This is a genomic window from Microbacterium capsulatum (assembly GCF_030865425.1).
Lineage (GTDB): Bacteria > Actinomycetota > Actinomycetes > Actinomycetales > Microbacteriaceae > Microbacterium > Microbacterium capsulatum.
Map to the genome: position 1 here is coordinate 371,003 of NZ_JAVFCB010000004.1, position 23,522 is coordinate 394,524.

A 23,522-nucleotide genomic window follows, 5' to 3' on the forward strand; every position below is an offset into this window, starting at 1 on the left:
CGGCTCAGCCCTCGACGACGACCTCGTCCGGTGTCTTGTCGGGCCGCAGCCCCCGCCAGCGCGAGTGACGCAGGACCCGATCCGGGGTCCAGTTCGAGAACTCGACCTCCCCGACGAGCTCGGGGCGCACCCAGAGCGCGTCCGACGCGTCGGCCTCGGGGACGCCGTCGACCGCGGGGGCGTCCGTGCGCAGCGGGTCCAGCAGGGCGCCGAGGTCTCGCAGCGCCCGGTCGGTGAACCCCGTGCCCACCCGGCCGACGTAGCTGAGGCCCGAGGGCAGGGTCGGATCCGGGATCGCGAGCAGCAGGGATCCGATCCGTCCCGCCCGATCGCCCCTGCCGGGACGGATCCCGACGACCACGACCTCCTGCGCCCGGGTGAGCTTGATCTTCAGCCACCGCGGCGAGCGGCCGCCCGGGATGTAGCCGGACGCGGGATCCTTCACGACGACCCCTTCGAGGTCGAGCGCGCTGCTCGTCGCGAGGGCGGCGTCGACGTCGTCGAACACGGGCGGGACCACGACGGGGGCGGGCAGGTCGGCGGCGATCCGCTCGAGCAGCTCGCGGCGGTCGCGCAGCGGCAGCCCGGTGACGTCGTGCCCCTCGAGCCGCAGCAGGTCGAAGAGGTGGTAGCGGACCGGGGTGCGGATCACCTCCCGCTCGATCTCCCGCGCGCGGGTGAGGTGCATGCGATCCTGCAGCCGGGAGAAGCTCGGCCGGCCCGCGGCGTCGAAGGCGATGATCTCGCCGTCCACGACGGCCTCGCCGACCGCGAAGCCCGGCGCACCGTCGGCGGTCAGCTCGGGGTAGCGGTCGGTGATGTCGGTGCCGTTGCGGCCGCGCAGCCGGAACCGGCCGCCGCTCCACGTGCCGATCGCGCGGATCCCGTCCCACTTGATCTCGGCCCAGCCCAGCCCGCGCGCGGTGCCGGGTGTGCCGTGCTCGGCCAGCATGGGCGCGTAGACCGGGAGCGGGGCGCCGTCGACGGCCGGTTCGGGGCGCATTTCGTCGTTTTGGGGCGCGGCCGGACCGGATCCTGCGGCATGGCGCGCCCCGAAACCGGAGTCTGCGCCCCGAATCTGCGGCCGGAGCGTCGGAATCGGGGCCCGGGCCGGGCTCGGGGGAGGCGCCGTCGCCGCGAGTGGATCATGCGCCGACAGCGCCGCGAACGGATCCATCCCCGACTCGGCGCGCTCCAGCACCTCGTCGAAGCGCAGCTGGCGCAGATCCGGATCCTCCAGCTCCTCCCAGGCGCGGGGAGCGGCGACCCACGGCTGCGGGCGGCCGCGCAGGGAGTACGGTGCGATCGTCGTCTTCTTGCCGTTGTTCTGGCTCCAGTCGAGGAACACCTTCCCGGCGCGCAGCGTCTTCGTCATCACGCTCGTGACGAGCGCGGGATGATCGGTCTCGATCGCCCGGGCCAGCGCGTGCGCGATCGTGGAGATCTCGTCGCTCGTGCGGTCGCCGGGCAGCGCGGCGTACAAGTGGATCCCCTTGCTGCCGCTCGTCACGGGGACCGGATCCAGGCCCATCCCGGCGAGGATCCCGCGCGCGATGAGGGCCACCTCGGCGCACTGCGCGAGCGTCACGCCCGGCCCGGGATCCAGGTCCAGCACGAGCCGGTCGGGGTCGCCGCGTCCGCCGTCCGGGGCGAACCGCCACTGCGGGATGTGCAGCTCGATCGCGGCGACCTGCGCCATCCAGACGAGGGTCGCGACCTCGTCCACGAGCGGATACTCCTTCGCACCGCCGGAGTGCGGGATCGGCAGCCGGCGGATCCACGACGGCGCGCCCGGCTCGAGCTGCTTGGCGAAGAACGACCCCTGCGGATCCGCGGCCGTGCCGACCCCCTCGACCCAGCGCTTGCGGGTGACCGGCCGGCCCGCGACGGCGGGCAGCAGGACCGGGGCGATCCTGGCGTAGTAGTCGATGACCTCGCCCTTGGTGGTGCCGGTCTCGGGGTAGACGACCTTGTCGAGGTTCGTGACGCGCAGACGCCGGTCGCCGATGCGCACGATCTGCGGGCCGTCTGCCATGTCGTCAGGCTATCCCGCGGCTGCGCCGGTGGTGTGTACTGGTGCCATGAGGACGATCTGGAAGGGCGCGCTCACCTTCGGCCTGGTCAACGTGCCGGTCAAGGTGTACTCGGCGACCGAGGATCACGACGTGTCGCTGCACCAGGTGCACGGCGCGGACGGCGGACGGATCCGCTACAAGCGGGTCTGCGAGGTGTGCGGCGAGACCGTCGCCTTCACGGACATCGACCGCGCCTATCAGGACGAGGCGCAGACCGTCGTGCTCACCAAGGACGACCTCGACGCGCTGCCCTCCGAGCGCAGCCGCGAGATCGACGTCGTCGAGTTCGTGCCGACCGATCAGATCGACCTGCTCACGCTCGACAAGCCCTACTACCTCGAGCCGGACGGATCCTCGCCCAAGGCGTACGTGCTGCTGCGGAAGACCCTCGAGGCCACGGATCGCACCGCCATCGTGCGGTTCACGCTGCGGCAGAAGACCCGGCTCGCCGCTCTGCGCGTGCGCGGCGACGTGCTCGTGCTGCAGACCCTGCTCTGGGCCGACGAGGTGCGCGAGGCCGACTTCCCGGCGCTGCAGGAGGACGTGAAGATCTCCGACAAGGAGCTCGAGCTGTCGGCGACGCTCGTCGAGGGGTTCTCCGCGGACTTCGACCCGGCCGCGTTCGTCGACGAGTACCAGGTCGAGCTGCGCACCCTCATCGAGGCGAAGATCGAGGCCGGCGAGGGATTCGAGGCCGCCGACGCGTTCGCTCCGACGGAGGAGCGCGGCGGCGAGGTCATCGACCTCATGGAGGCGCTGCGGGCCAGCGTCGAGCGGTCCAGGGCCGCCCGGGCGGGATCCGGGGAGGACGCCGAGCGCGACGCGGTCTGAGTCAGGCCTCGGTCGCTTCGGTCGCTTCGACCGGCGCGCCGGTCGTCGACGCGGCGGCCTCCTTCTTCGCCTTGCGGCGCTCCGAGAAGTAGTGCCAGGCGGTGACCGCCGCGGAGAGGACGACCACACCGATCAGGATCACGTCGATGTAGCGGGTGACCAGATCCCGGATCCACGGGATGTACGCGATCACGAAGCCGAGCATCGTCATCACGAAGCCCCAGACGACCGCGCCGATGAGGTTGTACAGCGAGTAGCGGCGCCACGGCATGTGACCGACGCCCGCGGCGACCGGCGCGAACGTGCGCACGACGGGCACGAACCGGGCGAGGACCACGGTCATCCCGCCGAAGCGGTCGAAGAAGTGGTTCGTGCGCTCGACGTTCTTCCGGCTGAACAGGCCGGACTCCTTGCGTTCGAAGATCGCCGGCCCGGCCTTGTGGCCGATGAAGTAGCCGACCTCACCGCCGATGAACGCTGCCAGCGCGATGAGCGCGCAGACGACCCAGATGTTCACCCCGAAGATGTCGCTCGTGTGCGTGAGCAGTCCCGAGATGATCAGCAGCGTGTCGCCGGGGAACAGGAAGCCGACGAGCAGGCCGGTCTCCGCGAACACGATGAGGAGCACGACGAGCAGCGCCCAGGGTCCCGCGCCGTGGATGATGGCGTTCGGGTCGAGCCAGGGGATGAGGGCGGCGTGATGCACAGGTGTTCCCGTCCGTGAGGTCGTCGCTGGTGATCCAGCCGCCGCGCGGGGTCGCACGGCGCTCGCCGCAGACTGCGGCATGAGAGGAGTCTAGAGCGGGGGCTTGTCGTACGGCTGGGAGCGCACCGCGCAAGGGTGTGAACCCGACAGCGGGCGGCCCTGCGGCCGCGCCTCGGCGCTTTCGTGCGGAAGGTGGGACTTGAACCCACACGCCCGGAGGCACAGGAACCTAAATCCTGCGTGTCTGCCAATTTCACCACTCCCGCGAGTGGCTCCAGTCTACTGAGCGCGCCCTCGGGGCCGGTCCGTGCAGGACCACGGCCGTGCAGCGAGACGGAGCGCGCTTCGACTTCTCCTGTGGATAACTTTCGGGACCGATTCCCCGAACCTGCGACGATGCCCGGGTGAGTCCGTCCACCGCCGTCGTCGCCGAACGGGTGCGCGCCCGGCTGCGGGCCGAGCGCACCGATCCCTCCCAGCATCCGGAGGAGGCGCGGCGCATCGCGCAGTTCGAGGTGCGGCGGCACAACGACCAGGCCCTCGCCCGCGGCGCGGCGACGATCGACGACGAGGCCGCGTGCGTGCGCGACATCCTCGCCGGCGTCTCCGGCTACGGTCCGCTGCAGCCGCTGCTCGAGGACGACACGATCGAGGAGATCTGGCTGAACGGCCCGCACCGCGTCTTCGTCGCGCGGGAGGGCCGCAGTGAGCGGATCCCGATCGAGCTGGCCGAGGCGCAGCTGCGCGACATCGTCGAGCGGATGCTGCACAGCAGCGGCCGCCGCGTCGACATCGGCCAGCCGTTCGTCGATGCGTCCCTGCCCGACGGATCGCGCCTGCACGTCGCGATCGCCGATGTCGTCCGCGGATCCTGGGCCGTCAACATCCGGAAGTTCCTGCCGCGGTACCGGAGCCTTTCGAGCCTCGTCGCGCAGGGGATGGTGCCCGCGACGGTCGCGGAGACGCTCGTCGACGCCATGCGTGCCGGGCGCAGCGTGATCGTGTCCGGACCCACGCACGCGGGCAAGACGACGCTGCTGGCGGCCCTCGTCGCGGAGTGCGCGGATCAGCGCGTGATCACGGTGGAGGAGACGTTCGAGCTGGGCGTCGAGGCGCCCGACCTGGTCGCGCTGCAGGGGCGGCAGGCGAGCCTCGAGGGGACGGGTGAGATCACCCTGCGCCGCCTGGTCAAGGAGGCGCTGCGCATGCGCCCCGACCGCCTCGTGGTCGGCGAGGTGCGCGACGCGGAGGCGCTCGACCTCGTGCTCGCGCTGAACACGGGGATCCCCGGCGCCGCCACGGTGCACGCGAACTCGGCCGCCGAGGCGCTCGAGAAGCTGTCGATGCTGCCGCTGCTGGCGGGGCGCAACATCGACCGCGGGTTCATCGCGCCCGCGCTCGCCGCGTCCGTCGACCTCGTCGTGCACTGTCGGCGTGACGCCGACGGCACACGGCGGATCGCCGAGGTGATCGAGCCGCTCGGTGTCGACGACGCGGGCCGGATCCGGCACCGGGTCGTGCACCGCGACGGCGATGCCGCTCCCGTCGCGCTCGCGGAGCGGATCGCATGACCCTCCTGCTGGGCGCCCTGCTCGCCGCGGGCCTCGTGCTGGCCGCGGCGCCGTGGCTGTGGCCGGCACGCGAGGAGGCGCCCCGGGCACCGCGCCCCGGCGCGGTCACCCGGCTGCTGCGCGAGGCCGGATTCAGCGCCGATCCGCGGGTGCTCGTCGTCACCGTCATCGGTACCGGACTCGTGGCCGGGGCGGCCGCGTGGTTGAGCACCGGGACCGCTGCGTTCGCCGCGGTCGTCACCGTCGCCGCGGCCGCCGCGCCGATCGTCTTCCTGCGATCGCGGCGACAGCGGCTGCTGCGTCTCCGGCGCGGACTGTGGCCCGACGTGTGCGATCTGCTCATCGCGTCGATCCGGGTCGGCATGCCGCTGCCGGATGCGGTCGCGGGTCTCGAGGAGGCGGCGCCCACGCCGCTGCGCCCGGCCTTCGCCGCGTTCTCGCGCGATCTGCACGCGACCGGACGGTTCGACGCCGCGGCGGTGAACTTGAAGGATGCGCTCGCGGATCCGGTCGGAGACCGCATCGTGGAGACCCTGCGGATGGCACGCGAGGTCGGCGGCACCGAGCTCAGCGCGGTGCTGCGGGCGCTGTCGAGCTCGGTCCGCGCCGAGGCCGCGCTGCGGGCCGAGGTCGAAGCCCGGCAGTCGTGGATCCGCGGCGCTGCCGTGCTCGGCGCCGTCGCGCCGTGGGTGATCCTCTGCCTCCTGCTGCTCCGGCCCGAGGGCGCGGAGGCGTACACGAGCCCGGCGGGCGTGGCGCTCATCGTCGGCGGGGCGGCGGTGTCGTTCGTGGCTTTCCGGATCATGCTGCGCATCGGCCGTCTGCCCGAACCGCGGCGGTGGTTCCGATGAGCGTGCTCTCCGATGTCGCGGTCGCGGTGCTGCTGGGCGGGGTGCTCGCGGCCGGGCTGCTGCTCGTGCTCGCCGCGTTCCCGCGCTGGCGGGCGGCGAGCCTCACGTCGCGGATCGCGCCGTACCTGCGCGATGTGACCGACCTCGGCGATTCCGCCGAGCGCCTGCCATGGCGGATGCCGGCCGGCGGATCCTGGTCCGCACGACTCAAGGGCGCGTTCGGCCTGTTCGGCGGCGGAGACGCGGGGGTCGCGCTGCGGCTCGCCCAGGCCGGGCTGCGCGGCGGCCCTGCGGCGTTCCGCAGCCGGCAGTTGATCTGGGTCCTCGTCGGACTCGGCATCGGCGCCGGGGTGACGATCGCGCTGGTGCTCGCCGGCCGTCTGTCTCCGCCGGTGGTGCTGCTGCCCGTGCTGGCCGCGGTCATCGCCGGGGTGGGCTGCGATGCCCTGCTCGGCGCCCGGGCGAAGGCTCGCGTGGCGCGGCTGGCCGAGGAGCTGCCGACGGTGCTGGAGTTCCTCGCCCTGTGCCTGTCCGCGGGGGAGGGCCTGCCCGACGCGATCCGCCGGGTGGCGGTCGCGGGATCCGGCGAGCTGAGCGCGGAGCTGCGCGCCGTGATCCTCGCCGTGAACACCGGATCCTCCCTCGCCGACGCGCTCGGCGACTGCGCGCACCGCCTGCAGATCCCGTCGCTGAGCCGCGCGGTCGACCAGATCGTCGCCGCGCTCGAGCGCGGGGCGCCGCTCGCCGCCGTGCTGCAGGCGCAGGCCTCCGATGCGCGCGAGGAGACCAAGCGCGGGCTCATCGAGCAGGCCGGGCGCAAGGAGATTCTCATGCTTTTGCCCCTGGTCTTCGCGATTCTGCCCCTCAGTGTCCTCTTCGCCGTCTTCCCCGGCGTCTTCATCCTGCGGCTCGGCCTCGGCTGAGCCTCTTCGTCCGAAAGGAGCAAGCCATGCTCAGAGATCACCAAACACCCCACCTCGACGACGGCGTGCTCGCCGACGATCCGGAGCGCGGAGACGTCCCGGGATGGGTCTTGATCACCTTGATGACGGCAGGACTGGTCGTTCTGATCTGGGCCGTCGCCGGTCCCGCGCTGACCAACCTGTTCGAACAGGCGATCTCCCGCGTCGGCGGTATCTGAGGCGCACATGCGCGGTGTGGAGCGGAGTCGTGCGGTGTGGACCGACGACCGGGGTTCGAGCCCGGTCGAGTTCGTGCTCGTCGGTGCGCTGCTCACCGCGCTCACGCTCGGCGTGCTGCAGTTCGCCCTCGCCGTGTACGTGCGCAACGTCGTGCACGACGCCGCGGTCGAGGGAGCGCACGTCGCGGCCCTCGCCGACACCGATCCCGGCGAGGGCGTGCAGCGCACCGAACTCGTGATCGGACGGGCGATCGGCGGGGACTACGCCCGGGACGTGAGCGTGCGCGAGACGACGGCACTCGGCGTGCCGACGATGGAGATCACCGTCCGCACGTCCCTTCCGGTCATCGGGCTGATCGGCATCCCCGCCGCGCTGGAGGTGACCGGTCGTGCTCCTGCGGAGTCGCTCACCGCGGACGGCTGATCCGCTGTTCGCGGCAGGTCCGGGCGATTCGGGGGAGCGCGGGTCGGCGGCGCTCGAGTTCATCGCGCTCGGCGTCATCCTGCTCGTGCCTCTCGTCTACCTCGTGCTCGCGCTCGGCACCATCCAGGGCCAGGTGCTCGGCGTCGAGTCCGCCGCCCGCCACGCGGCTCGCATGATGAGCGCCGCCACCGGCCCGGACGACGCGAACGTCCGGGCGGACGCGGCGATACGGTCCGCGATCGGGGAATACGGCCTGGATGCGTCCGCGGTGCAGACCGACGTCCGATGCGCGCCCGCCGGCGCCGGATGCCCCTCGGCCGGGGCGACCGTCGTCGTCACGGTCAGCACCCGGGTGGCGCTGCCCTTCGTCCCGCCCGTGTTCGGGCTCGACCGGGCCGGGAGCGTCCCGATCCAGGCCTCCTCCGCGTACAAGGTGTCGCGCACCTGGACCGCCGGATGAGCGGCGTGCGCCGGGTGCGGGCTGCACGCTTCAACGCGCTCCTCGACGACGACCGGGGCAGCACGATGCCGCTGATCCTCGGCTATCTCGTGCTCGCGATCTCGCTCATCTACGTCTGCGTGTGCGCGACCGACCTCTACATCGCGCAGAAGCGCCTCGACTCCGTGGCCGACGCCGCCGCGCTCGCCGGAGCCGACGGTTTCCGATTGCAGGTCGAGGGCGAGGCGATCCGGGCGGAGCTCGACGACGCCGCGATTCAGGATCAAGCGGTGGCCGTGATCGGGATCCTCGACGGACGCGTCGAGCTGGCCTCGGCGGGCACGCCGGACGGCGTCTCGGCCCGCGTCACTGTCCGCACCGCGTGGACGCCGCCGCTGCTCGGCCCGCTGATCCCGTCGATGCTCACGATCGAGTCCACCGGAACGAGCCGCACCGCTCTCGAGTGAACGACCGCTCGGTCACCGAAACATCCCAGATGTTGAGAAGAGCAGACAACTTCTGTTCGCGTCGGGTTCACCGGGCGTGCCTACGTTCTGGAGGTGAGCGGGCCGACGGCACCCGTCCGCCCCACCCGAACCGAAAGGCTCTTCTCGAATGCGTATCCTCAACACCCGGCGCCTGCTGGGGGTCGCTGCGCTCGTGGCCGCGGCGTCCATCGCCCTGTCCGCGTGCTCGTCCGCCGACGGCAGCACGCCCACCGCCTCCGCCTCCGCCGCGGGGACCTTCGCCAAGAGCGCGGACACGCTCGTCTTCGCCGCCACCCCCGACCAGGCCGGTTCCGACCAGAACTACAAGCCGATCGAGGACTACATCGCCAAGCAGACCGGCCTCAAGGTCGAGTACTTCCCGACCAGCGACTACACCGCGCTCATCGCCGCGATGGTCGCCGGCAAGGCCGACATCACCACCTCCGGCGGTCTGCAGTACGTCATGGCGACCAACAAGGGCGCCGACTACAGCCCGGTCGCGGCCCAGCTGAACTCGCCGAACGTCACCAAGGCCGGCTACTACTCCGAGGCCATGGCCAACCCGAAGTCGGGCGTCACGTCCGTCGCCGGCTTCAAGGGCAAGAAGGTCTGCTTCGTCGACCCGAACTCGACCTCGGGCTTCCTCTTCGGCCTGTACCAGCTGCAGAAGGCCGGCCTCGACGTGAAGTCGACCGGCACCGACGCGAACGGCAACCCGCAGTTCAAGGACTTCACCGCGGTGTTCGCCGGTGCGCACGACAAGTCCGAGCAGGCCGTCGCCGCCGGTCAGTGCGACGCCGGCTTCGCCGAGGACACCATCGCCGAGGCCGGAAGCCAGAAGGGCGAGGTCAAGGTCGTCGGCAAGGAGCTCGTCGTCGGCGGTCCGTTCACCGTCTCGAACAAGCTGCCGTCCGATGTGAAGGACAAACTCACCAAGGCGCTCCAGGACGCGTCGCTCGCCACCGTCAAGGGATCCGGTGTGACGCTCAGCGACGGATTCGCCAAGAACTACTTCGGCGTGGAGAAGATCGACAAGGCGTACTACCAGCCGCTGTTCGACCTGTGCAAGAACATCGCCGCCGCGAAGTGCGCGGCCTGATCCAGGCCGCCTGACAGGAGCAACGCCATGAGCAGCACCACGACCTCCCCGATCATCTCCGTCCAGGGCGTCACCAAGGACTTCGGCTCGACCGTCGCCCTCCAGGACGTCACCATGACGGTGGACCGAGGGGAGGTCGTGGTGCTGCTCGGCCTGTCCGGCTCCGGCAAGTCCACTCTCCTCCGCCATCTCAACGGCCTCGAGAGGCCGACGACCGGCGAGGTCGAGGTGCTCGACTGGCAGGTGCCGTCGCTGCGCACCGGCGACCTGCGGTCGCTGCGCTCGCGGGTGGCGATGATCTTCCAGCGATTCGAGCTCGTCCCGTCCCTCACGGTGCTGGAGAACGTGCTCACCGGCGGCCTGTCCCGGCTCGCCGGTCCGCGCCTGGGCCTGTGGGCCTACCCGCAGGCGATGAGGACCGCCGCCCTGCAGCACCTCGATCGGGTCGGCCTGCTCTCGAAGGCCTACGAGCGCTCGGACCGTCTCTCCGGCGGGCAGCAGCAGCGCGTGGCGATCGCCCGCGCCCTCATGCAGAACCCCGAGATCCTCCTGGCCGACGAGCCCGTCGCCTCGCTCGATCCGGAATCCAGCGACCAGGTCATGCGGCTGATCCGCGAGATCGCCGCCGACGAGTCGCTCACCGTCGTCTGCAGCCTGCACCAGGTCGACCTGGCCCTCGGCTGGGGCGACCGGATCGTCGGGCTCCGCCACGGCAGGGTCGTCCTGGACATGCCCGCCGCCGGCCTCTCCAAGGAGCAGGTCATGGAGATCTACGGCCGGGTCGCCGTCACCACGACGCAGATCGAGGCCATCGAATCCGAGCTCGCTGTCGCCGCGGCCCAGGTCGCCGCCCGGGAGGCCGCGCTCGCCACCGCGGGGAACCCCTCGTGACGACCGTCCAGGGGGTGCGCGCGTCCTTCAGCGAGCCGCTGCCGCGCCGCCGCCCGGACTACGCGCGCATCGTCGGCGGGATCGTCATCCTGGCACTGCTCGGCTTCGGCGTCTTCTCCGTCGGCACGCTCGAGTTCAGCGGGGCGAGCCTCGCCACGAGCGTGGAGAACGCCGTGAAGGTGTTCTCGAAGATGGATCCGATCAGCCTGCCGGGCCCCGCCGACCTGCTCACGCTGATCGGCCTCACGCTCGGCATCACCGTCCTCGGCACGGTCATGGCCGCGATCCTCTCGGTCCCGGTCGCGTGGATCTCCGCGGCGAACACCACGCCGGCCGGCTGGCTGCGCTTCCTCGGCCGTGCGATCGGCGTGATCACCCGCGCGATCCCCGATGTCGTCATCGCCCTCGCGCTGTCGCTCGCCTTCGTGCTCGGCAGCCCGCTCCCGGGCATCATCGCCTTCGGGATCCACTCGGTCGGCATGATCTCCAAGCTCTTCGCCGACGCGATCGAGCAGATCGACGACGGCCCGCGCCTCGCGATCCGCGCCGCCGGCGGATCCCGCGCGCAGGAGTTCTGGTCCGGCGTCTTCCCGCAGGTTCTGCCGTCCTGGACCGCGACGACGCTGCACCGCTTCGACATCAACCTGCGCTCTTCGGCGATCCTCGGCTACGCCGGCGTCGGCGGCCTCGGCTACGCGATGCGGATCGCCTTCCAGAACTTCCCGCAGGGGTACGGACGCGGCCTCGGTATCGCCGCCGTCATCTTCGCGCTCTGCGTCGTGATGGAGATCGTCTCCTCCGTCGTCCGGCGCAACCTCCTCGGCGTGCAGCCCACCGGACGGGGGATCGGCGACGTCATCGTCCGGCGCGCGACCGGCGGCCGTCCGCCGGCGGTCCGCGCGGACGACGCCGACCGGATCACGGTCGCCGACATGCGCCGCCGCCCGTGGACGGCGGCGCGGGTGCGCACCCACATCGGCGTCTGGGTGACGGTCGTGATCGTCGTCGTGAGCTTCCCGATCAGCCATGTCAGCCTCTCGGACGTGTCCTGGAACCAGCTCGGCCCGACCCTCGCGAGCTTCTGGCCGCCGAGCCTCGGCACGCACGCGTTCAGCGAGTACGCGGGCGCGCTGCTCGTCACGGTCCAGGTCGCGTTCGCCGCGGCACTGCTGGCGCTCGTGTTCTCGGTCGTGCTCGGATCGTTCGCCGCGCGCAATGTCGCGCCGAACAACGCGGTGCGCAGCACGTTCCGCGTGATCCTGGTGATCGTCCGCGGCGTGCCTGAGCTCGTCCTGGCGATCTTCCTCATCATGATCACCGGCCTCGGCAACCAGGCGGGTGCGATCGCCCTCGCCTTCGGCGGCATCGGCCTGCTCGGCAAGCTCGTCGCCGACTCGTTCGAGGAGGTCCCGACCGGGCCCGAGCGCGCGCTCACCGCAGCCGGCGCCACCCGCGCGCAGCGCTACTTCGCGGCGACCCTCCCGCAGGGGCTGCCGTCGCTGATCGGCAACAGCCTGTACCTCGTCGACACGAACATCCGCGCCGCGACGATCCTCGGCATCGTCGGCGGATCGGGCATCGGCTTCTACCTCACGAACGCCTCGCCCATGCTGTCGATGCACGGCCAGGTGACGCTGCTCGTGCTCATGGTGTTCGTCGCCGTGCTCGCGGTCGAGGGCGTCGCGGCGTTCCTCCGCCACGCGTTCCGGTAGCCGCCGGGTCACCCCGCCGCGTCGTGCGGCATGTCCGCCGCGCGACGCGGAGCGAACCGGGGGATCCAGCGCAGGAAGCCGACGGCGCCGATCACACCGATGAGCCCCACGGCGGCGGCCCCGACCGCGAGCGAGCTGAGCGCGGCGATGCCGGAGAAGATGAGCGGTGCGGCCGCGCCGCCCGCGTCGGTGAGCGTGCGCCATGATCCGAGGAACGCGGCCGGCTCGCCCTGCGGCGCGACGTCGGCGCCGAGGGTGAGCAGGATCCCGCTGGACAGGCCGTTGCCGACGCCGAGCACCGCGGCGATCATGCCGAACCAGAGCACCTTCGTGCTCGCGTCGTGCGTGAGCGACAGCACGAGGAACCCGGATCCCATCAGCACCATCGCGGGCAGGGCCGCCCAGAGCCGGCCGAACCGGTCCATCACCTGCCCGCTCGCGTAGAACAGGGCGAAGTCGATCGCCCCGGAGACGCCGACCACGAGCGCGATGGACGGCGCGTCCAGCCCGATCGAGACGCCCCACAGCGGCAGCACGACCTGCCGCGCCGAGCGCACCGCGGACAGGCAGGCCGCCGCGAGCCCGAGCCGGCCCAGCACGCCCCGATACCGCCACATCGTGCGGAAGACGCCCGATCGCTCGATCGCGGGGATCGACCCGCTGACCGCCTCGCCGGTGTCCTCCGACACCGTGAGCGGGGTGTCCGCCGCGGCGGCCTGCGCCTCCGGATCCGGTCCGAGCAGCACGAGCACGATGAGGACGGCGAGGCACACGACGTAGAACCACAGGGTCGCGGTCGCGTCGTGGAACACCGCGAGCAGGGCGGCCGCGATGAACGGTCCGACGAACATCCCGGCGCGGAAGGATCCGCCCAGCAGCGACAGCGCCCGCGCACGGAAGGCGAGGGGGACCCGGGTGGTCATGAAGGCGTGCCGGGCGAGGCCGAAGGCCGCCGCGGACATGCCGACGACGAACACGGCGACCGTGAACAGCACCAGGCTCGGCGCGAGCGCGCTGCCGACGACGCCCACGAGCGACACGGATCCGGCGATCACCATCGTGATCCGCTCGCCGAGCCGCGCGACCAGCCACCCCGCGGGGATGTTGCCGCAGAGCTGTCCGACGACGAGCGCCGAGGCGATCAGACCCGCCGAGGCGAGCGTCGCACCGCGGTGCGACGCGATGACCGGGATGAGCGGGACCACCGCACCCTCGCCGAGCGAGAACAGCAGCGTGGGCAGGTACACCATCGGACCGAACCGCCACAGCACCGACAACGCTCGATCACTCACGCTTCCACGGTAGACCCGAGCGGCGGGCAGGGCGGATCAGAAAGGTGCCGGCGCCGTGCTGCGGAAACCTGTGGGTGTGACGACCTGCACGGTGCGCTCCTCGGGCCTGGTGCGGTATCTCGACCGGGTGCGATGTCGTAGCCGGTGATCCCGGGGGCAGAGTGGGCGCAACTGGCGGACGTCGGTCGTTCCGCCGTCTGCCCAGGGCCGGTCATGGTCGAGGTCGGCATCGACGGCGAGGCGGCTGCAGCCGTCCCTGGAGCAGGTCCCGTGCTGCAGGATGAGCCAGTCGCGCTGCGCCCGGGTGGGCCGGTAGGTGCGGCGGTCCATGTCCAGGATGACGTTCTTCACCGGATCGGTGATGACGCGATGGAAGCTTCCGGCGTCGAGGAGCATCTGCTTCGCGGAGAGCGGATCGATCGGCCCGACGCCGACGATCTCCGCCTGCTGCACGGGGACGGGCTCTCCGGCGAGCAACTGCGCCGGGATCGTGACGAACACCTTCGTCTTCACCGCCGTGGCCGTGCCGACGCCGGTCAGCCAGGCCGCCGCCAGGTCTGCGCGGATCTGATCGCGCGTGCGTCCGTCGCGTTCGGTCTTCTGCAGGTGCTTCGCCGTCGCGGACAGCCGACGATAGGCCGCGTGCAGGTCGGCTGTCGGGCCGTGGATCGTCAGCCACGACATGCCGTCACCCGCCTCCGAGAAGGTCACCCCTCTGTGCTCCATCGCCCGGGTGTGCCGCCGCGCCGCCTCGTCGCCGAGCAGACGATCGACCAGGCCGCGCACCTTGCGTCTCAGCAGCGCCGGCGGACAGGTGAGCACCCACGCGGTGGCCGCGTCATCCACGGCGGCGATCGCGGCCCGGCCCGCGTCTCCCACGTCGTCCGGCGCACCGACAGGGGCCTCCAGCACCCTCGCGCGCGAGACGATGTCGTGCACCACCGCGGGGGAGGCGAATCCGTTGCGCGCGCGATCCCACACACCGGGGAGCAGCGACCGCGCGAACTCGGCTGTCGCCTGCATGCCGCGCACGTGATCCTCGGAGAGCTGCAGTCGCACCGCGATATCCATGACCGCCGCTCGTTCGGCGAAGACGGGGTCCGCGTCGTCCGTGTAGAGGTCGGGGTGTCGGCGCGCGAGTCCGATCACTTCCAGGATCCGTTCGGATCGCAGGGCGCCCTGGCGATTCGCCTCATGATCGCTGCGAGAAAGCTCGCTCAGAACATGACCGACGACCTCGCTCGCGGTCGCCAGCCGCGTGTCGTGATCCTCGCTGCTCACCATACGCTCAGTATAGAACAAAGATTCGAAAGTGACAAGTGTTCGCCGGTTGCGCTCCGCGACGGACGCGGTTCGTCGCGTGCGGATCGACGCCCCGCTGGTCGTCGCCGCACGGGCGTGCGCGATAGTCTGGATCCGCCATGCTCGAACTCGATCTCGCCGCCGACATCGCGGCCCTCCGACAGACCTTCGGCGACATCCGCGAGGTCGTGAACGTCGACGCCGTCCGCGCCGACATCGCACGCCTCAGCGAGGAGGCCGGCGCTCCCGACCTCTGGGACGACCCGGAGAAGGCGCAGAAGGTGACCAGCGCGCTCAGCCACAAGCAGGCCGAGCTCAAGCGCGTCACCGAGGTCGAGCAGCGCCTCGACGACCTCGAGGTGCTCATCGACCTCGCCAACGAGATGGAGGACGAGGACTCCGCCGCCGAGGCGCGCACCGAGCTGGCCTCCCTCACCGACACGATCAGCCAGCTCGAGGTGCAGACCCTGCTGGACGGCGAGTACGACGAGCGCGCCGCGATCGTCACGATCCGCTCCGGCGCGGGCGGAGACGACGCCACCGACTTCGCCGAGATGCTGCTGCGCATGTACCTGCGCTGGGCCGAGCGGCACAAGTACCCGGTGAAGGTCATGGACACGTCCTACGCCGAGGGCGCGGGCATCAAGTCCACGACGTTCGAGGTCGACGCGCCGTACGCGTTCGGCACCCTGTCGGTCGAGGCCGGCACGCACCGCCTCGCCCGGATCAGCCCGTTCGGGTCCGCCGACAAGCGCCAGACGTCCTTCGCGGCCGTCGAGGTGATCCCGCTCATGGAGGAGGCGACCGAGGTCGACATCCCCGAGGGTGACATCCGCGTCGACGTGTTCCGCTCCTCCGGCCCCGGCGGCCAGTCGGTCAACACGACCGACTCCGCGGTCCGCCTCACGCACCTCCCGACCGGCATCGTCGTGTCGATGCAGAACGAGAAGTCGCAGATCCAGAACCGCGCCGCCGCCATGCGCGTGCTGCAGACCCGCCTGCTGCTGCTGCAGAAGGAGGAGGAGGCCGCGAAGAAGAAGGAGCTCGCCGGCAACATCACGGCGAGCTGGGGCGACCAGATGCGCTCCTACTTCCTCTACGGCCAGCAGCTCGTCAAGGACCTGCGCACCGGGCACGAGTCGGGCAACCCTGCCACCGTTTTCGATGGCGACCTCGACGGCTTCATCTCCGCGGGGATCCGCTGGCGCAAGCGCAAGGACGACGAGGACTGAGGGAATTCCCGGGTTCCTCCCGGGTGGCCGACATATGGTCGGCCCCGATGCCTTTCACCCGAAGACTGGCTGCCGCTTGTGCGATCGCGGCCCTGACCGTCCCTGTTGCCGCCACCGCGGCGTATGCGGCCCACCCGGCCGATGACCCGGAGCAGACCAGGACGGTCTCGATCGTCGCACCCCCGCAGTCCTACACCGTGACAGCAGCTGCACAGCAGCCCGGCACCGTCCGCGGCGCGTTCGTGGTCTACGTTCCGCCGCCCCCGCCGCCGGCTCCCGCGGCGACGAGCGCGGCGACCGCGTCCGCGTCGTCGTCGGCGGACGTGGCGGCGCAGTCGTACTCCGGCTCGGCCGTCATCGCGTACGCCCAGCGGTTCGTCGGCGTGGTCCCGTACGGGACGGGGAACAACCCGAACGACTCGTTCTCGTGCGACGGGCTCGTGCAGTACGTGTTCGCGCACTTCGGGATCTCCCTGCCCCGCGGCGCCGACCACCAGGCCGCGATGGGCACCGTCATCTCGCCCGCCGAGGCGCGGGCCGGCGATCTGCTCTGGTACCCCGGCCAGCACATCGGGATCTACGACGGGTCCGGCGGGATGATCGATTCGCCCGACTGGGGGCGCTTCGTCGAACACCGCCCGATCTGGGGCTCGCCGGTCTACGTCCGGCTCTGATCGGAGGATCGCGCGGGGCCCTGTGACCGCGGCCCCGCGCGGCGGTAGACTCGAGTTCCGACATGAACGCGATCCGAAGAGAGCCGGTGAGGTCATGAGCGCGACCAGAACGTGGAAGACGATCGGTGAATCGGCGCTGGTCCTGATCGTGTTCGGTGCCGTCGTGATGTTCATCGTGGCGGTCATCGGCATGGAGCCGTCCTAGCGGCCGTCCGCCATGGCGCCCCGGGGTGCGCTCCCAGCCGTTTCATCGGCCGGGCGAACCGCACCGCCGGGGGTGTCGCTCGCGGGCTCGACGCGGGGCCCGCTTAGGCTCTAGACGCCATGATCCGATTCGAGAACGTCACCAAGCGCTATCGCGGGACGAAGCGTCCCGCGCTTTCCGGGGTCGATTTCGAGGTGCAGCGAGGCGAGTTCGTCTTCCTCGTCGGCGCGTCGGGATCCGGGAAGAGTTCCTGCCTCCAGCTCATCCTCCGCGAGGAGTCGCCCACGTCGGGCCGCATCGCGGTGCTCGGGCGCGACCTGAAGACCATCGCGAACCGCAAGGTCCCCTATTTCCGCCGGAGCATCGGCTCCGTCTTCCAGGACTTCCGGCTGCTGCCCTCGAAGACCGTCTACCAGAACGTCGCCTTCACCCTGCAGGTGACCGGCGCCTCCCGCGGGTTCATCCAGCAGGCCGTGCCCGAGGCCCTCGCCCTGGTCGGCCTGTCCGGCAAGGAGAAGCGCCTGCCGCACGAGCTCTCCGGCGGCGAGCAGCAGCGCGTCGCCATCGCCCGCGCGATCGTGAACCGCCCGCAGATCGTGCTCGCCGACGAGCCGACCGGAAACCTGGACCCGGCGACCTCGGTCGACATCATGCAGCTGCTCGCGCGGATCAACGCCGGTGGCACCACGGTGCTGATGGCCACGCACGAGGCCGCCTTCGTCGACCAGATGCAGCGCCGCGTGATCGAGCTGCGCGACGGCGAGATGGTCCGCGACGAGGCCGGCGGCGGCTACGGCGACACCTCGAACGTGCCGCGACTGGCGCCCGAGGCGATCCGAGGCGCGGCCGCCACCGCGGCACTGACCGCGGTGCTCGAGGTGCACCGCGAGACCGAGGCCGCGATCGCGGATCCGATCCCCGTTCCCCCGCCCGCCCCCGAGAAGCGGGAGCAGCCCGCGCCGGCGCAGGCCACGGTGAAGCCCGCGGACGAGCCGCGCCCCGCGACGCACCCGATCATGATCCCGAACGTCGAGATCGCCGAGCTCGGCGTCGCCGACCGGCTCGGGCTCGATACCGGCGACGACGAGGAAGTGGGTCCGACGTCATGAGGTACGGACTCATCCTCTCCGAGGCGCTCACGGGCCTGCGCCGCAACGCCTCGATGGTGATCTCGGTCGTGCTGGTGACCTTCGTCTCACTCACGTTCGTCGGCGCCGCGATCCTGATGCAGGCGCAGATCGGCACGATGCGCGCCTACTGGCAGGACCGCGCGCAGGTCGCGATCTACATGTGCTCCTCCGTGTCCACGAGCGCCAACTGCGCGGGCAGCGCCCCCGCCACGGGGGACCAGATCAAGGCCGTGCAGGCCGAGCTCGACAGCTCCACGCTCAAGCCGCTGATCTCCCAGGTGAACTTCGAGACCGCCGACCAGGCCTACCAGGACACGCTCAAGCTCGTCGGCAAGGACTACGCCGGCGTGCTCACCGCCGACCAGGTCAACGCCGTGTTCAAGGTCAACCTCAAGGACCAGACCCAGTCGCCGGTGATCGTCGAGGCGTTCGCGGGGGTCAAGGGCGTCGACGAGGTGAAGGACCAGCTCGAATACCTGGATCCGCTCTTCAACGCGCTCACGGTCGCGACCTACGTCGCGGTCGGCATCGCGGTGCTCATGCTCATCGCCGCAGTGCTGCTGATCGCCACGACGATCCGGCTCTCCGCGTACGCGCGCAGGCGGGAGATCGGCATCATGCGGCTCGTCGGCGCCTCGAACCGGTTCATCCAGACCCCGTTCGTGCTGGAGGGCGTGTTCGCGGCGGTGATCGGATCCGTGCTCGCGAGCGCCGCGGTGATGCTCGGCGTGCAGTTCGGCGTGCACGACTACCTCAGCAAACGGGTGCCGTTCATCACCACCTGGGTGGGGCTGTCGGACGCGGCGCTCGTCGTCCCTGTGCTCATCGGCATCGGCGTGATCCTCGCGGCGCTGTCGGCCGGGTTCGCGATCCGGCGCTGGCTGCGCGCGTAGCGCCGCGCACCTGAGCCACGGGTCGGGCGGCGCGTCGTCAGGCCCGCTGATCCGCCGCGGGCGAGGACGCGACGTCGACCAGCTCGCGGGCGAGCCCGTGCAGGTCGCGATCGCCGCCGCGCCACAGGGCGGTGATCGGGCGGCGCAGCGGCACCGGATCCAGCTCCAGGGTGCGCAGCCGTCCGAGCGCGGCGTCGTCGGCGACGGCGAGCTCGCTGAGGACGGCCGGTCCGATGCCGGCGATCACGGCGGAGCGGATCGCCGCCTCCGTGGAGAGCACGGCCGCGGGAGTCGCGATCGGGAACCCGGCCGCGGTCAGCGCCCTCTCCAGGGCGGCCCGGGTGCCGCTGCCGTTCTCCCGGACCACGAGCGGCGTCTCGGAGACCTCGGCGAAGCCGACCGTCCCCCGCCCGGCCCAGGGATGCTCCACGCCGACGGCCACGATCATCCGGTCCCAGTGCACCGCCCGCGATCCCAGATCGCCCGGCGCGCGGGGCGCCTCGATGAAGCCGACCGCGCACTCGCCGTCGTGCACCTTCCGCAGCACCTCGTCGCTGTTCGCGGTGTCCAGCACGACCGGCGTGGGCTGCTGGCCGCGGGCGAGCTGACGCCGATGCAGGGCGACCACCCAGCCCGGCAGCAGGTGCGCCGCGACGGTCTGGCTCGCCGCGACGACGAGATCCGTCTCCGCGTGGTGCTGCAGCGACCGGACGGCTGACGTGAACCGGTCCATCGCGGTCAGAGCCTCGCGCGCCCAGGCGACGACGAGGTCCCCCTCCGCGGTGAGCGTGGTGCCGCGCGGCGAGCGGTGCAGGATCTCGACGCCGATCTCGCGCTCGAAGGCGCGGATCCGGGCGGAGAGCGCCTGCTGGGTGACGCCCAGGGCGAGCGCGGCGCGCGAGATGCTGCCGTCGGCGGCGATCTGCACGAGGGCGCGCAGCGGGCGGATGTCCACGATGTCCAAGGGTCACAACTCCTTCTTGTAACCGTACAAGAGTCCTGGTCTGGCCGGAGCATTCGGCGCGCGGAACGCTGGGAGCATGGAGTTCACGCCCGTCGCCACGCTGCCGCACCGACTGACGACCCGCGGCCGGGGCGTGCTGCCCGGGGTGCTGCTGTGCGTCGCGATCGCCGCCGTCGCCACCGCGATCGGCCGCGTCGTCCCCGTTCTCGGGGCCGCCATCCCGGCCGTGCTGATCGGCCTCATGATCGCGGTCGTGCGCCCTCCGACCGGGCGCGCCGTCGAGGGGGTGGGGTTCGCGAGCCGGTTCGTGCTGCAGTGCGCGGTGGTGCTGCTGGGCGCGCAGCTCTCGATCGGCGCGGTGCTGCAGGTCGGGGCCCGGTCTCTGCCCGTGATGCTCGCCTCGCTCGCGGTCTGCCTGCTCGCCGCCTGGGGCATCGGGCGGGCGCTGCGCATCGATCCGGCCATCGCCACCCTCATCGGCGTCGGGACGGGGATCTGCGGAGCGTCGGCCATCGCCGCGGTGTCGCCGGTCATCCGCGCCAAGAGCGCGCAGATCGCCTACGCCGTGTCGACGATCTTCCTGTTCAACATCCTCGCGATCGTCGCGTTCCCGCTCATCGGGCACCTGCTCGGCATGTCGCCGCAGGCGTTCGGGCTGTTCGCAGGCACGGCCGTGAACGACACCAGCTCGGTCGTCGCGGCGGCGAGCGTGTACGGATCCGCGGCTCTCGGCTTCGCGGTCGTCGTGAAGCTCGTCCGCACGCTCATGATCGTCCCTATCAGCGTCGGCCTCGCCGTCCTCGACGCGCGGCGGACGGGTGCCGGCACCACCCTGTCGCCGAAGCGGGCGCTGACCCTGGTGCCGTGGTTCCTGATCGGCTTTCTCGTGGTCGCGCTGATCAACTCGGCCGGGCTGATCCCGTCCGGTGCCGGTGACGTCCTGAAGCAGGTGAGCGTGTTCCTCGTCGCGACGGCGCTCGCCGGGATCGGGCTGTCCACCGACTTCGTCGCCATCCGCGTCGCCGGCTGGAAGCCGCTCCTGCTGGGCGGGATCCTCTGGATCCTCGTCTCCGCGACGACGCTGACGACGATGACCCTGTCCGGCTACCTGTGACTCCGGTGGACGCGCACGGCCGGCGGCGCGGATCTGTATACTGACGGGCTGGCCATCCGGCCGGATCCGCCATCGAGCACCGCAGGAGACAACCATGCCCAGGGAACGCGGGGAGAAGGTCATCGCGACCAATCGTCGCGCGCGTCACGACTACAACCTGGAGAAGTCGTACGAAGCGGGGCTCGTGCTCACCGGCACCGAGGTGAAGTCGCTGCGCCAGGGGCGCGCGAACCTCACCGACGGCTACGCCTTCATCAAGGGCAACGAGGCGTTCCTCGACGCGGTGCACATCCCGGAGTACTCGCAGGGGCACTGGACGAACCACTCCGCGAAGCGGGTCCGCAAGCTCCTGCTGCACAAGGAGGAGATCGCGAAGCTCTCGCACGCGGTCTCCGCGGGCGGCTACACGCTCATCCCGCTGCGGCTGTACTTCTCCGACGGCCGCGCCAAGGTCGAGATCGCTCTCGCCAAGGGCAAGCGCGAGTACGACAAGCGGCAGACCCTGCGCGAGCGCCAGGACACCCGCGAGGCGGAGCGCGCCATGCGCACCCGCAACCGCATGGGGGACTGACCGGCCGCTCCGGGACCGGCTACAGCCTCGGCTCGAAGCCGAACACCTCGCCGAGGAAGCGCAGCTCGGCCTCCGCGGAGTGCACGATCGTCTCGGTGAGGCGGAAGCCGTGGCCCTCACCGGGGTACAGCACGTACTCGTGCGGCACGCTCCGGGCGGCCAGCGCGTCGCGGATCGCCTCGGACTGCGACGGCGGCACGACCTTGTCGTCCGCGCCCTGAAGGATCAGCACCGGCACGTCGATCCGGTCCGCGTGGGTGAGCGGCGAGCGGTCGAGGTACACCTGCTCGGCCTCGGGAAGCGGCCCGATCAGCCCGTCCAGGTAGTGCCGCTCGAAGTCGTGCGTGTCGGTCGCGAGCATCCGCGCGTCGGCGACGCCGTAGCGGTCGATCCCGGCGGAGAACGCCCCGCCGCGGACGAGCGCGCCGAGCACCGTCCAGCCGCCCGCCGAGCCGCCGCGCACGGCGATCCGGCGCGCGTCCGCGATCCCGGCGTCGGCGAGGCCCTGCGCGGCCGCAAGCACGTCGTCGACGTCCACGACGCCCCACTGGCCGTCCAGACGCTCGCGGTAGGCGCGGCCGTAACCGCTCGAGCCGCCGTAGTTCACCTCGAGCACGCCGATCCCACGGCTGGTGAAGTAGCCGATCCAGAGCGCGACGGATCCGCTCACGTGCCCGGTCGGGCCCCCGTGCACGGACACGACGTAGGGTGGCAGCTCGCCGTCCGGCGCGGTCTCGTGCGGGTTCGCGGGCGGGTGCAGGAAGCTGTGCACGGGTCCGTGCGGGCCGTCGACCGTGATCGACTGCGCGGGCGGCATCCAGTCCGGATCCGCCGGCTCCCCGCCGCGGACCGCCCGCACGGTCCGGTCCCCGGCGCCCGAGCCCACGTCCACGAGCCAGAGCCCGGGCGTGACCCCTCCGCCCTGCCCGGTGATCAGCACGCGCGTGCCGTCCTGGTCGACGATGCTGAGCTCGGCGTCCATCGGCACGGGCAATGCGGCGGCGGATCCGTCCTTGTCGATGAGGACGAGCTCGTCCGACCCGTTCGTCCGGATCGCCACGATCCGGCCGTCGTCGAGCGCGCGGAACCAGCGCTGCCCGAGCACCCACAGCCCGCCGCCGGTGTCGGCGTCCGCCGGGGCGACGGGCTCGGACCCGCCCACCGCGTCCACGCCGTCGACGCGGATCCGGCGCAGGTTCCATCGCCCGGTGGGGTCATCGGCGTAGAGCAGCTCGTGGTCGGAGAGCCACTGCGGCTGCAGGGCGGCGCGGGCGGGAGCCCACTCGATGTCGTCCTCGCCGATCGTGACGAGGGCGAGGTGCGCCTGCTCCCACGGCATCCGCCGTAGGTTCCACGAGACGAACGCCATCCGGGTGCCGTCGGGGGAGAGCGCGGGGTGCGCGCAGAACCCGGGGCCGCGCACGACGAACCTCAGCGCCGTGTCGTCGTCGGCCGCGGATCCGTCCTGCGGGATCTCCACGATCCCGCGCAGGTGCAGCGGCAGTCCGAGGTCCTCCTGCACCGCGAACAGCCGGCCCTGCTGCAGGGTCAGGCCGCCGTGGTTCGCGCCCCGGGTCGTGAGCGGCACGGGATCCGCGGATCCCGGGTCCAGCCGGTACACGCGCTGGTCGTCGTCCTGCACGAAGAAGAGGGTGCCGTCGTCGGCGGCCGTCCAGGAACCGCCGCCGTACTCGTGCACGCGCGATCGGGCGCTCCACGGGACCGGCAGCACGTCGACGGCGATGCCGTCCGCCCAGCGGCGCACGCTCATCCGCCCGCGCTCGGCGGGCACGGTCTCGCCCCACCACGGCTCGCCGGCGACGAACCGGGCGCCGTCGAGGCGGACGCCGGAGGTGGCGAGGTCGGCGGCGGACAGCGGAGAGGGCCAGGAGCCGTACGGAGAGGGCATGTCCCGAG

Annotated in this window: 23 protein-coding genes and 1 tRNA gene; 17 read left to right on the forward strand and 7 right to left on the reverse strand. The window is 71.6% G+C overall.

Going from position 1 to position 23,522, the window contains the following annotated elements; all coding sequences use genetic code 11:
• Nucleotides 1-4 precede the first annotated feature (4 nt).
• A complete protein-coding gene (gene ligD / locus RBR11_RS09240) occupies nucleotides 5-2,035 on the reverse strand; it encodes a non-homologous end-joining DNA ligase (RefSeq protein WP_308489035.1) in 2,031 nt (676 codons plus the stop codon).
• 46 nt (nucleotides 2,036-2,081) lie between these two features.
• On the opposite strand from ligD, the gene ku reads away from it, so the two are divergent.
• Entirely contained in the window at nucleotides 2,082-2,906 is an 825-nt protein-coding gene (ku, locus tag RBR11_RS09245) for a non-homologous end joining protein Ku (RefSeq protein WP_308489036.1), read from the forward strand.
• A 1-nt stretch (nucleotide 2,907) separates the two neighbouring features.
• On the opposite strand, the gene RBR11_RS09250 is transcribed toward ku, so the two are convergent.
• On the reverse strand, nucleotides 2,908-3,612 hold the full coding sequence (locus RBR11_RS09250; protein WP_308489037.1) for a DedA family protein: 705 nt from the start codon (nucleotides 3,610-3,612) through the stop codon (nucleotides 2,908-2,910).
• A 184-nt stretch (nucleotides 3,613-3,796) separates the two neighbouring features.
• Nucleotides 3,797-3,878 (reverse strand) — tRNA-Leu (locus RBR11_RS09255).
• A 138-nt stretch (nucleotides 3,879-4,016) separates the two neighbouring features.
• Here RBR11_RS09255 and RBR11_RS09260 point away from each other — a divergent pair.
• The 10 genes from RBR11_RS09260 to RBR11_RS09305 all read left to right on the forward strand — a co-directional run bounded on the left by RBR11_RS09260 (nucleotide 4,017) and on the right by RBR11_RS09305 (nucleotide 12,228).
• Complete coding sequence (locus tag RBR11_RS09260) at nucleotides 4,017-5,183, forward strand: TadA family conjugal transfer-associated ATPase (protein WP_308489038.1); 1,167 nt, start codon at nucleotides 4,017-4,019, stop codon at nucleotides 5,181-5,183.
• Nucleotides 5,180-6,034 (forward strand): type II secretion system F family protein, encoded by an 855-nt coding sequence (locus tag RBR11_RS09265; RefSeq protein WP_308489040.1) that lies wholly within the window; start codon nucleotides 5,180-5,182, stop codon nucleotides 6,032-6,034. The genes RBR11_RS09260 and RBR11_RS09265 overlap by 4 nt, the downstream gene beginning before the upstream one ends.
• Nucleotides 6,031-6,957, forward strand: coding sequence for a type II secretion system F family protein (locus RBR11_RS09270; protein ID WP_308489041.1), 927 nt, complete (start codon nucleotides 6,031-6,033; stop codon nucleotides 6,955-6,957). The genes RBR11_RS09265 and RBR11_RS09270 overlap by 4 nt, the downstream gene beginning before the upstream one ends.
• Nucleotides 6,958-6,983: 26 nt before the next feature.
• Nucleotides 6,984-7,175, forward strand: coding sequence for a hypothetical protein (locus tag RBR11_RS09275; protein WP_308489042.1), 192 nt, complete (start codon nucleotides 6,984-6,986; stop codon nucleotides 7,173-7,175).
• A gap of 7 nt (nucleotides 7,176-7,182) precedes the next feature.
• The gene (locus RBR11_RS09280; protein ID WP_308489043.1) at nucleotides 7,183-7,599 is read left to right on the forward strand and encodes a TadE family protein; all 417 of its coding nucleotides are present in this window, start codon (nucleotides 7,183-7,185) and stop codon (nucleotides 7,597-7,599) included.
• Nucleotides 7,565-8,059, forward strand: coding sequence for a TadE family protein (locus RBR11_RS09285; protein WP_308489044.1), 495 nt, complete (start codon nucleotides 7,565-7,567; stop codon nucleotides 8,057-8,059). The genes RBR11_RS09280 and RBR11_RS09285 overlap by 35 nt, the downstream gene beginning before the upstream one ends.
• On the forward strand, nucleotides 8,056-8,505 hold the full coding sequence (locus RBR11_RS09290; protein ID WP_308489045.1) for a pilus assembly protein TadG-related protein: 450 nt from the start codon (nucleotides 8,056-8,058) through the stop codon (nucleotides 8,503-8,505). The genes RBR11_RS09285 and RBR11_RS09290 overlap by 4 nt, the downstream gene beginning before the upstream one ends.
• 148 nt (nucleotides 8,506-8,653) lie before the next feature.
• Entirely contained in the window at nucleotides 8,654-9,625 is a 972-nt protein-coding gene (phnD, locus tag RBR11_RS09295) for a phosphate/phosphite/phosphonate ABC transporter substrate-binding protein (protein ID WP_308489046.1), read from the forward strand.
• A gap of 27 nt (nucleotides 9,626-9,652) precedes the next feature.
• Complete coding sequence (gene phnC, locus RBR11_RS09300; protein ID WP_308489047.1) at nucleotides 9,653-10,516, forward strand: phosphonate ABC transporter ATP-binding protein; 864 nt, start codon at nucleotides 9,653-9,655, stop codon at nucleotides 10,514-10,516.
• Nucleotides 10,513-12,228, forward strand: coding sequence for a PhnE/PtxC family ABC transporter permease (locus RBR11_RS09305; protein WP_308489048.1), 1,716 nt, complete (start codon nucleotides 10,513-10,515; stop codon nucleotides 12,226-12,228). The genes phnC and RBR11_RS09305 overlap by 4 nt, the downstream gene beginning before the upstream one ends.
• A gap of 8 nt (nucleotides 12,229-12,236) precedes the next feature.
• Here the strand turns inward: RBR11_RS09305 and RBR11_RS09310 are convergent, their stop codons facing one another.
• A complete protein-coding gene (locus RBR11_RS09310; protein ID WP_308489102.1) occupies nucleotides 12,237-13,478 on the reverse strand; it encodes an MFS transporter in 1,242 nt (413 codons plus the stop codon).
• A gap of 78 nt (nucleotides 13,479-13,556) precedes the next feature.
• Nucleotides 13,557-14,669: an HNH endonuclease signature motif containing protein gene (locus RBR11_RS09315; protein ID WP_308489049.1), complete on the reverse strand. Its 1,113-nt coding sequence runs from the start codon at nucleotides 14,667-14,669 to the stop codon at nucleotides 13,557-13,559.
• Between the two features lie 272 nt (nucleotides 14,670-14,941).
• Here RBR11_RS09315 and prfB point away from each other — a divergent pair, with 272 nt between their 5' ends.
• From prfB to ftsX, 4 genes are all read left to right on the forward strand, one after another.
• Nucleotides 14,942-16,054 carry a peptide chain release factor 2 gene (gene prfB / locus RBR11_RS09320; RefSeq protein WP_308489050.1) on the forward strand — a complete coding sequence of 371 codons (1,113 nt, stop codon included), beginning with the start codon at nucleotides 14,942-14,944 and terminating at the stop codon, nucleotides 16,052-16,054.
• 47 nt (nucleotides 16,055-16,101) lie between these two features.
• Nucleotides 16,102-16,728 (forward strand): C40 family peptidase, encoded by a 627-nt coding sequence (locus RBR11_RS09325; RefSeq protein ID WP_308489051.1) that lies wholly within the window; start codon nucleotides 16,102-16,104, stop codon nucleotides 16,726-16,728.
• Between the two features lie 324 nt (nucleotides 16,729-17,052).
• Nucleotides 17,053-18,042 carry a cell division ATP-binding protein FtsE gene (gene ftsE / locus RBR11_RS09330; protein WP_308489052.1) on the forward strand — a complete coding sequence of 330 codons (990 nt, stop codon included), beginning with the start codon at nucleotides 17,053-17,055 and terminating at the stop codon, nucleotides 18,040-18,042.
• Nucleotides 18,039-18,956 (forward strand): permease-like cell division protein FtsX, encoded by a 918-nt coding sequence (ftsX, locus tag RBR11_RS09335; protein WP_308489053.1) that lies wholly within the window; start codon nucleotides 18,039-18,041, stop codon nucleotides 18,954-18,956. Before ftsE ends, ftsX begins: the two co-directional genes overlap by 4 nt.
• 37 nt (nucleotides 18,957-18,993) lie before the next feature.
• Here ftsX and RBR11_RS09340 read toward each other — a convergent pair whose 3' ends face one another.
• Nucleotides 18,994-19,911, reverse strand: a complete 918-nt coding sequence (locus RBR11_RS09340) for a LysR family transcriptional regulator (protein ID WP_308489103.1) — start codon at nucleotides 19,909-19,911, stop codon at nucleotides 18,994-18,996.
• A gap of 85 nt (nucleotides 19,912-19,996) precedes the next feature.
• Between RBR11_RS09340 and RBR11_RS09345 the strand changes: the two genes are divergently transcribed.
• Both RBR11_RS09345 and smpB read left to right on the forward strand, forming a co-directional pair.
• Nucleotides 19,997-21,034 carry a YeiH family protein gene (locus RBR11_RS09345; RefSeq protein ID WP_308489054.1) on the forward strand — a complete coding sequence of 346 codons (1,038 nt, stop codon included), beginning with the start codon at nucleotides 19,997-19,999 and terminating at the stop codon, nucleotides 21,032-21,034.
• A 94-nt stretch (nucleotides 21,035-21,128) separates the two neighbouring features.
• Nucleotides 21,129-21,605 carry an SsrA-binding protein SmpB gene (gene smpB / locus RBR11_RS09350; protein ID WP_308489055.1) on the forward strand — a complete coding sequence of 159 codons (477 nt, stop codon included), beginning with the start codon at nucleotides 21,129-21,131 and terminating at the stop codon, nucleotides 21,603-21,605.
• 19 nt (nucleotides 21,606-21,624) lie between these two features.
• Here the strand turns inward: smpB and RBR11_RS09355 are convergent, their stop codons facing one another.
• Complete coding sequence (locus RBR11_RS09355) at nucleotides 21,625-23,514, reverse strand: S9 family peptidase (RefSeq protein ID WP_308489056.1); 1,890 nt, start codon at nucleotides 23,512-23,514, stop codon at nucleotides 21,625-21,627.
• Nucleotides 23,515-23,522 lie beyond the last annotated feature (8 nt).